Annotated in this window: 16 protein-coding genes; 8 read left to right on the top strand and 8 right to left on the bottom strand. The window is 63.1% G+C overall.

All coding sequences use genetic code 11. From position 1 onward, the window contains the following. The coding region (locus EOA79_RS23915) for a VOC family protein (RefSeq protein WP_348631868.1) at positions 1-221 on the top strand (221 nt) is incomplete at its 5' end. Between the two features lie 45 nt (positions 222-266). Here the strand turns inward: EOA79_RS23915 and EOA79_RS23910 are convergent. From EOA79_RS23910 to sppA, 4 genes are all read right to left on the bottom strand, one after another. Beyond that, the gene (locus EOA79_RS23910; RefSeq protein ID WP_067318887.1) at positions 267-1,238 is read right to left on the bottom strand and encodes an ornithine cyclodeaminase family protein; all 972 of its coding nucleotides are present in this window, start codon (positions 1,236-1,238) and stop codon (positions 267-269) included. 22 nt (positions 1,239-1,260) lie between these two features. Continuing rightward, positions 1,261-1,593 (bottom strand): DUF1049 domain-containing protein, encoded by a 333-nt coding sequence (locus EOA79_RS23905; protein ID WP_067004057.1) that lies wholly within the window; start codon positions 1,591-1,593, stop codon positions 1,261-1,263. A 60-nt stretch (positions 1,594-1,653) separates the two neighbouring features. Beyond that, on the bottom strand, positions 1,654-1,938 hold the full coding sequence (locus EOA79_RS23900) for an integration host factor subunit beta (RefSeq protein WP_027165368.1): 285 nt from the start codon (positions 1,936-1,938) through the stop codon (positions 1,654-1,656). Positions 1,939-2,013: 75 nt separating this feature from the next. Next, positions 2,014-2,967 (bottom strand): signal peptide peptidase SppA, encoded by a 954-nt coding sequence (gene sppA / locus EOA79_RS23895; protein WP_095823504.1) that lies wholly within the window; start codon positions 2,965-2,967, stop codon positions 2,014-2,016. 297 nt (positions 2,968-3,264) lie between these two features. On the opposite strand from sppA, the gene lptC reads away from it, so the two are divergent. The 6 genes from lptC to ptsN all read left to right on the top strand — a co-directional run bounded on the left by lptC (position 3,265) and on the right by ptsN (position 8,542). Continuing rightward, a complete protein-coding gene (lptC, locus tag EOA79_RS23890) occupies positions 3,265-3,978 on the top strand; it encodes an LPS export ABC transporter periplasmic protein LptC (protein WP_067004053.1) in 714 nt (237 codons plus the stop codon). Next, the gene (locus tag EOA79_RS23885) at positions 3,965-4,582 is read left to right on the top strand and encodes an LptA/OstA family protein (protein WP_067004051.1); all 618 of its coding nucleotides are present in this window, start codon (positions 3,965-3,967) and stop codon (positions 4,580-4,582) included. The genes lptC and EOA79_RS23885 overlap by 14 nt, the downstream gene beginning before the upstream one ends. Continuing rightward, entirely contained in the window at positions 4,582-5,400 is an 819-nt protein-coding gene (lptB, locus tag EOA79_RS23880) for an LPS export ABC transporter ATP-binding protein (RefSeq protein WP_067318880.1), read from the top strand. Before EOA79_RS23885 ends, lptB begins: the two co-directional genes overlap by 1 nt. A 189-nt stretch (positions 5,401-5,589) precedes the next feature. After that, positions 5,590-7,119, top strand: a complete 1,530-nt coding sequence (gene rpoN / locus EOA79_RS23875) for an RNA polymerase factor sigma-54 (RefSeq protein ID WP_095823503.1) — start codon at positions 5,590-5,592, stop codon at positions 7,117-7,119. 313 nt (positions 7,120-7,432) lie between these two features. Then, the gene (raiA, locus tag EOA79_RS23870) at positions 7,433-8,017 is read left to right on the top strand and encodes a ribosome-associated translation inhibitor RaiA (RefSeq protein WP_067004045.1); all 585 of its coding nucleotides are present in this window, start codon (positions 7,433-7,435) and stop codon (positions 8,015-8,017) included. 60 nt (positions 8,018-8,077) lie between these two features. After that, positions 8,078-8,542, top strand: coding sequence for a PTS IIA-like nitrogen regulatory protein PtsN (gene ptsN, locus EOA79_RS23865; protein ID WP_095823502.1), 465 nt, complete (start codon positions 8,078-8,080; stop codon positions 8,540-8,542). 119 nt (positions 8,543-8,661) lie between these two features. On the opposite strand, the gene EOA79_RS23860 is transcribed toward ptsN, so the two are convergent. Both EOA79_RS23860 and EOA79_RS23855 read right to left on the bottom strand, forming a co-directional pair. Continuing rightward, the gene (locus EOA79_RS23860) at positions 8,662-8,919 is read right to left on the bottom strand and encodes a DUF1150 family protein (protein WP_067318876.1); all 258 of its coding nucleotides are present in this window, start codon (positions 8,917-8,919) and stop codon (positions 8,662-8,664) included. A gap of 64 nt (positions 8,920-8,983) precedes the next feature. Beyond that, positions 8,984-9,409 carry an Hsp20 family protein gene (locus tag EOA79_RS23855; protein WP_067004038.1) on the bottom strand — a complete coding sequence of 142 codons (426 nt, stop codon included), beginning with the start codon at positions 9,407-9,409 and terminating at the stop codon, positions 8,984-8,986. A 141-nt stretch (positions 9,410-9,550) separates the two neighbouring features. Between EOA79_RS23855 and EOA79_RS23850 the strand changes: the two genes are divergently transcribed. After that, complete coding sequence (locus tag EOA79_RS23850; protein ID WP_095823501.1) at positions 9,551-10,495, top strand: nucleoside hydrolase; 945 nt, start codon at positions 9,551-9,553, stop codon at positions 10,493-10,495. A 118-nt stretch (positions 10,496-10,613) separates the two neighbouring features. Here EOA79_RS23850 and EOA79_RS23845 read toward each other — a convergent pair whose 3' ends face one another. Together EOA79_RS23845 and EOA79_RS23840 are read right to left on the bottom strand one after the other, a co-directional pair. Then, a complete protein-coding gene (locus tag EOA79_RS23845) occupies positions 10,614-10,925 on the bottom strand; it encodes a hypothetical protein (protein ID WP_164896179.1) in 312 nt (103 codons plus the stop codon). A 51-nt stretch (positions 10,926-10,976) separates the two neighbouring features. Then, positions 10,977-11,591 (bottom strand): LysE family translocator, encoded by a 615-nt coding sequence (locus tag EOA79_RS23840; protein ID WP_095778737.1) that lies wholly within the window; start codon positions 11,589-11,591, stop codon positions 10,977-10,979. Positions 11,592-11,769 lie beyond the last annotated feature (178 nt).

Genomic DNA, 11,769 nt, shown 5'->3' with positions numbered 1-11,769 from the left:
CGGTTGAACCGGCGGCCGCCGCCGCGGGCGGGGGGGGCGAGCTCGTGCTTGCGATGGAGAATGCGGCCGCGGTCGACGCCACGCATGCGGACTGGGCGGAACGGGGGCTGAGAATGCTACAGGCACCGACCGACATGGATTTCGGACGCACGTTCGTCGCGCTCGATCCCGACGGTCATCGGCTGCGTGTCTATTGGCCGAACGAGGCAGCAGGGCAGTAGGGCGGTATGGCGGTAGGGGTGTGAGCTTCTCACTACCCTATCCTCTTACTTGCTTGTGCTGAGCGCCTTGTAGACGGCGATGCCGGCGGCGAGATCTTCAAGCGCTGCGCCGACGGACTTGAACAGCGTGATCTCGCTCTCGCTTTGCCGGCCCTGTTTCTCGCCACGCGCCAGTTCGTGCAGGTCGGCGATGACCGCTTCCGGCTTCAGGACACCGGAAGCCAATGGCTGCACGATGTCGCCGGCCTCCTTGGTGGCGCCGGCGCGGGTATCGACATAGACGCGGGCGCGGGAAATGGCATCGTCGTCGCTCTCGCGCATCTGCGGCGTGAAGCCGCCGACCAGGTCGACATGGGCGCCCGGCTTCAACAGCGCGCCCTTGATCAGCGGCGCGGTCGTGATCGTCGCCGACGAGACGATGTCGGCCTCGCCAAGCTCGGTTTCGAGGTCGCCTGCCACGCTTGCTGGAAAGCCTTCGGCATGCAGCGCCGCCGCGACCTTTTCGGCATTGGCCGGCGTGCGGTTCCAGATGCGGATCGACTTAACGGGCCTCACCGCCGAATGCGCCTTGGCGAGGAAGGGTGACAGCGCGCCGGCGCCGATCACCAAGAGCCGCGAGGCGTCCTCGCGGGCGAGATAGGATGCGGCGAGCGCCGAGGCGCAGGCGGTCCGCCATTGCGTCAGCCGCTGGCCGTCGATCAGAGCCTGGGGTTCGCCGGTCACGCCGTCGAGCAGCAGATAGAGGCCCATCACCGCCGGCTTGCCGATCGCGTTGTTGTCCGGCGAGACGGTGACGATCTTGACGCCGATATGGCCGCCGGCCGAGGTGCCGGCGGCGTCGAAGTCGGTCCAGGCCGGCATCAACAAAAGCGTCGAGGCGGCGCCGTCCGGCCGCTCGATCGCGTGATGGTGGCGCACCGGCTGCACGGCGCCTTCGCGGAAGGCGGTGCGCAGTGTCTCGACCAGACCTGAAAAGGTCAGCGCGCGGTCGACCTCGGCGGCCGAAATAGTCAGCATGGAAAGCTCCGTAAGGCGCTGTTTAGTTCGTCGGCTTGGGCAGCGCCGGTCCTTTCGGCGCAGCGGGTGCGCGGCTCACTGCCTGGCGCAGGTTCTCGGCCTCCAGCCCGCGCTGGCGCGCGAGCTTGCGGTAGCGGCCCTGCTTCACCCAGGTCGCCATGCTGCCGACGATCATGCCGATGGCCAAAGCCAGGAACAGCAAGATGAAGAGCGGCAAATTCAGCGTCAGCGCCGGATTGCCAGGGTGGAACGGGTCGAGCGTGAAGGCGACGAGGCCGCGGTTGGCGACGGCAAGCGCGATCAGGATGACGGCCAGCGGCACGAAGACCACGACGAGCATGACGCGATTGAACATCAAATCTCCTGGAGGTGGCTTAAGCGCCGAAACGTCGTTTCCGACCTGCCGGCGCGGCGCCTATTTGCCGCCGTTCAGCCTTTCGCGCAACTCCTTGCCGGTCTTGAAGAACGGCACCCACTTCTCCTCGACCTCGACGGATTCGCCGGTGCGGGGGTTGCGGCCGGTGCGGGCAGGACGGTTTTTCACCGAAAAGGCACCGAAACCGCGCAACTCGACCCTGTTGCCTTCGGCGAGCGCGTCGGTGATCTCGTCAAAGATCGCGCCGACGATGTTTTCAACGTCGCGGAGGAAAAGATGGGGGTTGCGCGCGGCAATGATCTGCACAAGCTCGGACTTGATCATGAACGTTCCCCGTAAACCACTGCGGTCAAATATCAGGATGATTTTATTGCTTTATTTGGTTCGTCCCAATGGTTGTCAAGGGTGCCAGACCGAAACGAGACCGTCAAGGAACAAGCGGTCGGCGCCAAGCTCGTGAATGATGTCGCCGCCGGCATCCGGCAGGCCGAGCGCGTTGGCGACGGCTTTGGTCATGCTTCTCGAAAACAGGAGGCCGTGCCCCTCCGTATTCTTCCATTCGACGACCTTGAGCTTGCTGTCGACGCCTTTGGTCGCCAGCCAGTTGATCGCCTCGGGTTCGCCGCCAACGGCATCAACCAAGTGATTGGCGAGCGCCTGGCGGCCGGTGAAGATCGAACCGTCGGCCAGCGCCTGCGCCTGCTCGCGGGTCATCTTGCGCCGTTCGGCGACAATGCCGACGAACCAGTCATAGCTGTCGAGGATGAGCTTGCGCACCATGGCGCGCTCGTCGTCATTGGTCGGCTTGAACGGCGAGGGCGCAGCCTTGAGCGGCGAGGACTTCACTTCCTCGAGCTTGATGCCGAGCTTGTCCATCAGGCCGCTCACGTCGGGATACTGGATCAGCACGCCGATCGATCCGACGATCGAGGTCTTGCGGGCGACGATGTGGTCGGCCGCGCTTGCGATCATATAGCCGGCGGACGCGGCCAGCGTGCCGACCTCGGCCACCACCGGCTTGTCGGCGGCGAGTTTGCGCACTTCCTCATAGATCGACTCGCCGCCGACCGTGGTGCCTCCGGGCGAATCGATCGACAGGATGACGCCCTTCACCGTTGCGGACTTGCGGATCGTCTCCAGTCTTTTGATCAGCTCCTCGTCCTCGGTGATGGTGCCTTCAATCTTGACCTTCGCGATGTGGTCGATCGCCTGACCGGTGAAATCGTCACCATAGATCCATGCCGAAAACGCGATCAGCGCTGCCGCCAGAATCACAAACGCGGTCACGCGCCAGAACGTCAGCTTGCGGCGCAAGCGGCGGCGGTCGATCAGGTCGTCGGCTCTCATTGCCATGGTCAGCCTCACATTCGGTGGGAAAGGACGCTTTTAAAGCAACCATCCGCGCGGGGCTACCGTTTCCTGACGCCCTGGCCCTTGGCGCAACGCGGCGGTCACGACGACCTCACGAAAAATTAACGCAGCCCGTTCCTATCTGCTATGAAGAGCTGGCAGTGCAGCCGGATTCGTCCTAGTCGTACGGTAGTAGCCGTCACATTTTTGCAGTTTTCCTCCGCTTGTGCTTGCTTGCGGGGACCGGCATACCACCTATAGGCGGTGTTTGGCGGGGCAAGGGCTCATTAGAAAATAGTCATGTTGGCGCGATCTGACGAAACGAGCGATGCCGAAACGGTATCGGCTGCCGCTGGCGAAAGCGGCACGCGCGGCGATGCGTTCGATCGTGCGCAGCGGCATTCGCGCCGCGTGCGCGTGTTGAAATTCGCCGTGCCGCTGCTGGCGGCGGCAATTGCGATCGCCTTTCCGGTCTATTCTTATCTCGCCGCGCCGGTGTCGATCTCGGTGCAGGCCGACGGCACGGCGTTTTCGGACGGCAAGCTGGTGATGGCCAACCCCAAGCTCAACGGCTTCACCAAGCAGAAACTGCCTTATTCGCTGACGGCGACCAGGGCGACACAGGATGTCGGCAAGCAGGGTATCATCGACCTCGAAGGCATCAATGCCAAGCTGCCCGTCGCGAGCGACAATGTGGTGGCGGTCAACGCCGCGCATGGCATCTACGACCGCGACGCCAACACGATGGACCTCACAAGCGATGTCCTGGTGACGACGAGCGACGGCATGGAAGCCAAGTTCAAATCGGTCTTCCTAGACATGGGCAAAGGCTCTATGAAGACCGACAATCCGGTCGATGTCAGCCGCGGCGGATCGCGCATCACCGCCGACTCGATGTCGGTGGAAGAAAACGGCAAGGTCGTGGTCTTCGAGAACCGGGTGCGCGTCAACATCGACGCGGCAAGTCTGAAGGCGGCAGAGGCAAAGGGCGGAGAGCAGAATGCGTCGCAGTAGTTCGGCAAGGCTTGCAGCGGCGGCCTCTCTCTTCATGTTGCTCGGGGCGGCGCCGGCGCTTGCCCAATCCGGCGGCACCAGCCAGATGTCCGGCCTGAAATTGTCAGGCGACCAGCCGATCCAGATCGAAAGCGACAAGCTCGAGGTCCGCCAGGCCGACAGCGCGGCTATCTTCAGCGGCAACGTCACCGTCAATCAGGGGCCGACGCTGCTCAAGGCCGGCAAGATGACGGTCTATTACGTCAAGGATCCAAACGCTCCCAAGGGCGCGGCGGCGGGCGCATCGGCGATGACCGGGGCAGCCAATATCGACCACCTCGTGGTCGAGAACAAAGTCTATATTAAATCGAACGACCAGATCGCCACCGGCGACAAGGGCACGTTCGACATGAAGACCCAGGTGCTCGTTCTTTCCGGCAGCGAAGTCGTGCTCTCGCAGGGCGACAACGTGCTCAAGGGCTGCAAGCTCACCGTTCAGATGAAAAGCGGCCTTGCCAATGTCGACGGCTGCGGCACCGGCGGTCGGGTCATCATGTCGATTACGCCGCAGAAGCAGGGCGCGCCCCAAAAGGGCACGGCCCAGCAGGGAGCGTCGAGCAACTAATGGTCGGCGTATCGTCGCTGCTGGCCCGCCTCCCGGGGCGGACGGCCGCAAAAGCGTCTGCGCCGGCGACGATCGGCGCCGACAAGGCAAAGTTCAAGGGCACCCTGATCGCCAAGGGCCTGACCAAGAGCTATAAGGGCCGCAAGGTGGTGAGCGGCGTGACGCTCGGCGTGCGGGCCGGCGAGGCCGTCGGACTGCTTGGGCCCAACGGCGCCGGCAAGACCACCTGTTTCTACATGGTCACCGGTCTCGTGCCGGTGGACGAAGGCACGATCGAGATCGACGGCTTCGACGTCACCTCGATGCCGATGTACCGGCGCGCCCGCCTCGGCATCGGCTATCTGCCGCAGGAAGCGTCGATCTTCCGGGGCCTCAACGTCGAGCAGAACATTCGCGCCGTTCTGGAAGTGGTGGAAAAGAGCCGCAAGGAACGTGAGCGCACGCTCGACGAGCTGCTCGAGGAATTCCACATCAGCCATCTGCGCAAGGCGCCGTCGATGTCGCTGTCCGGCGGCGAAAGACGCCGCCTCGAGATCGCGCGGGCGCTGGCGACGCGGCCGGCCTATATGCTGCTCGACGAGCCCTTCGCCGGTATCGATCCGATCGCGGTCGCCGACATCCAGCAGCTCGTCCGCCATCTGACCGCGCGCGGCATCGGCGTGCTGATCACCGACCACAATGTGCGTGAGACGCTCGGCCTGATCGACCGCGCCTATATCATCCATGCCGGCCAGGTGCTCACGCATGGCCGCGCCGACGAGATCGTCGCCAACGCCGATGTGCGGCGGCTCTATCTCGGCGAGGGTTTTACGCTCTAGACGCGAAAATTCCGGTTCCGCGGCAATTTCTCGCTGAATTTTCCGGCTTTATGCCTGCTCTGTCCGCGAATAACGCTCCGGTAAGCTGTCTCTGCTAGCGTTTTCCTTGACAAGCAAAAGCCGGGCCAGTTTCTATGCCCGACCGAAAAACGGCAGCTCGATGCGTAGACGAGGCGTTTGAATCCAACCATGGCGCTGGCGGCCAAACTGCAGCTCAGACAGTCCCAGTCGCTGGTGATGACGCCCCAACTGATGCAGTCGATCCGGCTGCTGCAGCTCACCCATGTCGAGCTCGACCGCTTCATCGACGAGGAAATCGAGCGCAATCCGCTCTTGGAGCGAGCCGAGCCGCAGGACGATGCGGGCGGCGACCAGCCGCAGAAGAGCGAGACCGCTCCAGAATCCGCCGCCGGGGACGACTGGTTCGAAAGCGAGACGGAATGGAGCGCCGAGGCGATCTCGGAAAAGCTCGACTCTTCGCTGGAGAACCTGTTTCCCGACGACCCCGGCACCAGCGAAAAGCTCGGACCGGATCTCACCGCGCAGTGGAAGTCGGCATCCGCGGGCAGCGCCGGCAGCGCTTCGTCGGAAGGCTTCGACGTCGGCGAGATGGCCGCGACCATCGTGACGCTGCGCGAGCATGTCGGCGAACAGATCGCGCTTGCCTTCTCCAAACCCGCCGAGCGCCTGATTGCCGGCGAGCTTGCCGACAGCCTCGACGAAGCGGGCTATCTGCGCGCCGATCTGGAAGAGATTGCCGCGCGGCTGGGGGCGGACATGGGAGCGGTCGCGCGAGCGCTCGCGGTCTGCCAGACCTTCGAGCCGGCCGGCCTGTTTGCCCGCGACCTCGCCGAATGCCTGTCGCTGCAGCTTGCCGCACGCGACCGGCTCGATCCGGCGATGAAGGCCCTGGTGGCTAATCTCGAACTCCTGGCGCGGCGGGATTTCCAGACGCTGAAACGCATCTGCGGCGTCGACGAGGAAGACCTTCTCGACATGCTGGCCGAGATCCGGGCGCTCGATCCGCGTCCCGGCACCGCGTTTTCGGGCGGCGCGAGCGACGCCATCGTTGCCGACGTCGAGGTGCGGGCCGCTGCCGACGGCAGCTGGGCGGTGGAGCTCAACGCCGACACGCTGCCGCGAGTTTTGGTCGATCATGTCTATTTCGCCCGGGTTTCCGGCCATGCCAAGGACCAGGCGGAAAAGGAGTTTCTGGCCGAATGCCTGCAGAACGCCAACTGGCTGACGCGCAGCCTCGACCAGCGGGCGAAGACGATCCTGAAAGTGGCTTCGGAAATCGTGCGCCAGCAGGACGCGTTCCTCGTCCATGGCGTGCGGCATCTCAAGCCGCTCAACCTGCGCACGGTGGCCGACGCGATCGGCATGCATGAATCGACGGTGAGCCGCGTCACTGCCAACAAATACATGCTGACGCCTCGCGGCGTGTTCGAGCTGCGCTATTTCTTCACCGCTTCGATCGCCTCGGCGGAAGGCGGCGAAGCGCATTCGTCGGAAGCCGTGCGTGACCGCATCAAGCAGCTGATCGACGAGGAAAAGCCCGCCGACGTGCTTTCCGACGACGCTATCGTCGACATGCTGCGGGAAAGCGGCGTCGACATCGCCCGCCGCACGGTCGCCAAATACCGGGAAGGCATGAACATTCCTTCATCGGTGCAGCGGCGCCGGGAGAAGCGGGCGCTGGCCAACGCCGGGCGATAGGGCAGTTGATATTCATCGGGCCTGACCTAGTTTGGTCCGAGCTGAGGAATGGCGATTTTTCACAGTTTTCGTGTTTCATTGACAAGCTGCAATGAAGTGTCTAGAAGCCCGCCCGCATGAGCCGGGCCGTGATGCCCGCCTCGCGAATGGCTCCGTCAAAGCGAAGGCCTCGGACGGCCAGAAGGCGACTTGTGATCAACCGGAAAGTTCGGGTCTAAAATCGGCGCGCGTGCCGCCGCAAAGCTTGTGCGCGCGCACCACGGGTATAAACTTGGGACAGTTTGAAGCCTGAGCAGGGAAGGTCAGTTTTCAGATGAATCTGCGCATTTCGGGAAAACACATGGACATCGGCGATGCGTTCCGTACGCGCATCAACGATCGTGTCAACGAAGCGATTGAAAAATATTTCGATCGGGGTTTTTCAGGACATGTAACGGTCATCAAAGCGGGATCGCGCTTCTCGGCCGATTGCATGATCCGCCTCGATTCCGGCGCCTCGCTGCAGGCGACCGGGGACGCCCAGGATCCCACGCTTGCCTTCGAGGCGGCCGCCGATCGCCTCGAAACGCGGCTCAGGCGCTACAAGCGCCGGCTGAAGTCGCACAATTCCAGCAACGGCAACGGCGAATCCACCGACATCGCCTACGCCGTGATGGAGCCGCTCGCCGACGACGAAGAGGAAATCCCGGAGAACTTCGCTCCGGCCATCGTCGCCGAATCGACCGTGACGCTTCGCACCATGTCGGTGGCGTCTGCCGTCATCGAACTCGATACCAAGGACAGCCCGGTTTTCGTCTTCCGCAACGCCGGAAACGACCACGTCAATATTGTCTACCGCCGGCCGGATGGAAACATCGGCTGGATCGATCCGTCGACCACCAAAGTCGCGCAGGGATAAGAAAGCCGGCCGCGCGAGGGGGACGACCGGCGCGGTAGGCGAGCAAGGGATTTTTCAGGCATGGATCTCAGCGATCTCATCAGCGTCCCGGCTATCATGCCGGCGTTGAAGGCGAATTCCAAAAAACAGCTTCTGCAATTGCTGTCGGAGAGGGCGGCGGCGATTTCAGGCATTCCGGAGCGGGAAGTGTTCGACACCATCCTGCAACGCGAGCGGCTGGGCTCCACCGGCGTCGGCAACGGCATCGCCATTCCGCATGGCAAGCTCGCAGGGGTCAAGCGGATCGCAGGCGTGTTCGCCCGGCTGGAGGCGCCGGTCGATTTCGAGGCGCTCGACGACCAGCCGGTCGACCTGGTGTTTCTGCTGCTTGCGCCCGAAGGCGCCGGCGCCGACCATCTTAAGGCGCTGTCGCGTATCGCGCGCATGCTGCGCGATGGCGATACGGTGGCCAAGATCAGGGGGACGCGCGACGCAGTGGCGATCCACGCGCTGCTGTCGGATACCCAGGCCTCGCACGCGGCCTGAAGGTTGGGTGAAGCTGGTCTTTGGATAAAATCCGGTTTTTGGGATAAAACCTTGAGGGGCCGCCGGGAGCGGCCCTTTCCAATTCAGGCAACGACCTCAAATTCAAATAGTGATTGGGGTCAATGGATGGCGACCGTGGTCAGGTCGTTCTCCAGCGCACCCGCCAGGGCCCGGTCACGGGCATCGGAAAGCAGGATCGGCTGACCGTTGGCGGCAAACAGCGCCCACAGTTCCAGCCCGGGCGCGATTTCGCCGAGGCCGGGGAAGCGGCCGCGCAAATCGTCGCTCGATATTTTCCTCAGATATGCGACCGAACCTTCGCCGAGATGGGCGAATTCGCCGCTGGTCATGGTCAGGGTTTCGTCAATTCTGGTCATTACAAGCCTCCTTGGCGCAAGGACGCCACTTCCGGCCGTCCCGCATTAGAGCCATCGGCAAAGATCAGTCTTTCACCGATATGTTTATTTTCCGTACCAGCCGCTCGGCCTCCGGACGGTCGAGATCGATCGACAAAAGGCCGTTCTTCAATTCCGCGCCGACCACCCGCATGCCGTCGGCCAGCACGAAGCAGCGCTGGAACTGGCGTGCGGCGATGCCGCGGTGGAGGAACTCGCGCTCGGTGTCGTCGGTCTGACGGCCGCGCACGATCAGCTGGTTTTCCTCGGTGGTGACATCGAGGTCGTTCTCTGCGAAACCCGCCACGGCAAGTGTGATGCGCAGCCTTTCCGCCTTACCGTCCGAGGCGCCCAGACGCTCGATGTTATACGGAGGGTAGCTGTCCCCCGACTTCGCCAGACGTTCGAGCGTCTTTTCCATGGCGTCGAAGCCCAGAAGAAGCGGGCTGGAGAAGGGCGTCATTCGACTCATTGTTACACTGTCCTCTTAAGAGCGACACAAACCGGAAAAACCCGGATGGCATTTTTCCCGATGGTCTTGATATGGTCCGCCGCGCGATCAAGTTCAAGCCGTCAAAACCCCGCCCAAAAAGACTCCCCAAAAGGAATTGAAATGCCCCAGTCACGAAAGATCATCATCGACACGGATCCCGGCCAGGACGATGCCGTCGCCATATTGCTGGCGCTCGGCAGCGCCGAGCTGGAGGTCGTCGGCATCACCGCCGTTGCCGGCAACGTGCCCCTGAAGCTGACCGAGAAGAATGCGCGCAAGATCTGCGAGCTCGGCGGCCGGCCCGACGTCAAGGTCTATGCCGGCGCCATCCGCCCGCTGGCGCGCGAGCTCGTCACCGCCGAGGACGTGCATGGCAAGACCGGCCTCAATGGACCCCAGCTGTCCGAGCCGACCATGCCGCTGCAGGAGCAATACGCGGTCGATTTCATTGTCGAGACGCTGATGCGCGAGGAAGCGGGCACGATCACGTTGTGCCCACTCGGGCCGCTCACCAATATCGCGCTGGCGCTGATCCGCGAGCCGCGGATCGCGCCGCGTCTCAAGGAGATCGTGCTGATGGGCGGCGGCTTTTTCGAGGGCGGCAACGTCACGCCTGCCGCCGAATTCAACATCTACGTCGACCCGCAGGCGGCGGATTTGGTGTTCAAGTCGGGCGTTCCGATCGTGATGATGCCGCTCGACGTCACCCACAAGGCACTGACCTCGGCCAAGCGCATCCAGGCCTTCCGCCAGCTCGGCACCAAGGTCGGCACCGCAACCGCCGAGATGCTGGAGTTCTTCGAGCGCTTCGATGAGGAGAAATACGGCACCGACGGCGGGCCGCTGCACGATCCGTGCGTGATCGCCTATCTCCTCAAGCCGGAGCTGTTCAAGGGTCGCCGCTGCAATGTCAGCGTGGAGACCAGCTCCGAGCTGACCATGGGCATGACGGTGATCGACTGGTGGGGCGTCACCAAGCGCGAGAAGAACGCCATGGTCATGCGCGATATCGACCACGATGCGTTCTTCGCGCTGCTGGTGGAGCGGCTGGGGCGGCTCAACTGACCGTCAAAGCGGCCAACCAAGCACACGTCGTCATCCGTTGATCAACCGATAGATGTCGGCGCCGTGCTTGTGGTGCTGTCGCTCGATGGGAAGGACGGAGCCGACAAGATGGGTCGCCTCACATCGTCGTCGACAGATATCCGTGTGTTGTCGTCATCAAGGCGCAGATCGTAGGTGTAGTATAGATTGTGGCCGATCGTGCCGTACGGATGATGGGCTTCACCCTGACGTATTCGACCACGCCCATCACGCGTTGAGTGGCGATGACCGGATTGGCCTGAAGCTCAACGATGGCGATGGATTTCATAGCCGCAAATGCGCAGAAGAAAGCGACGCCGATCACGGCGTCGCTGTACTCATATTGCCAAATAAGCAAGCGATTCCGGAAGGAAACGTTTGACTTGTTCATCCTGAAGAAGTGTGCTGCCAAGCACAATTATTCAATACGCGTCAAAAATAATTGCGACCAGAGTATTCGCTCTCATTTCGCCTTGGAGAATGCCAGCCAGAGCCCGCCGCCGACCAGGAAGCTGCCGCTGATCCGCGACATCAGCTTAACGCGGCTGGCCGAGAGCATGCGCCCGGCGCGGCCGGCGGCAAGCGCGTAGGTCGAATCCGACATGGCGGCGAAGACCATCGCGGTCAGGCCCATGACCACGATCTGCAGCGTGTAATTGCCCTGTGGCGCGATGAACTGCGGGAAGAAGGCGCCGAAGAAGACAAGCGTCTTCGGATTGGAAATCGCCACCAGGAAACCTTGCAGGAAGAAGCCGCCGCGCGGTTTCTTGGCCGATCCATCGGGGTTCAGGGCTCCCTTGGCGCGGAGCATCTGCACACCCATCCAGATGAGGTAAGCCGCACCGATCAGCCGCACCCATTCGAACCAGTGACCCATGCCGGCGATCAGCGTGTTGAGGCCGATGCCGACGATGGCGATCATGATGGCGAGCCCGGCCTGGGTGCCGGCGACATTGGCAAGCCCGGCGCGCGAGCCATGGCGGATGCTGTTGGCGATGATCAGCGTGACCGTCGGCCCGGGTACCAGGACGATGACGATGCAGGCGACGACATAGGCGGCGTAGAGTTCCAGCGACATGTTTTCCCCCGAACAGGATCGCGACGACAGGCGCGGAGCGCGATCAATGCACGGAGTTGACGCGGGCGCAAGCGCGCCAGCCGGTTGAGCCCGTCAGGCAGCCCCCGCCGGCCAGGGCAGCGTCGCCTCATAGGCGGCGCCGGCCTGGAGGACCGCCAGGTCGCCGCGCGGCTGGCCG

The sequence above is a fragment of the Mesorhizobium sp. M1A.F.Ca.IN.020.03.2.1 genome, assembly GCF_004023205.1.
Taxonomy (GTDB): domain Bacteria; phylum Pseudomonadota; class Alphaproteobacteria; order Rhizobiales; family Rhizobiaceae; genus Mesorhizobium.
Note: the sequence above shows the minus strand (reverse complement) of the source record. Positions and strands in the feature narration are given on the sequence as shown.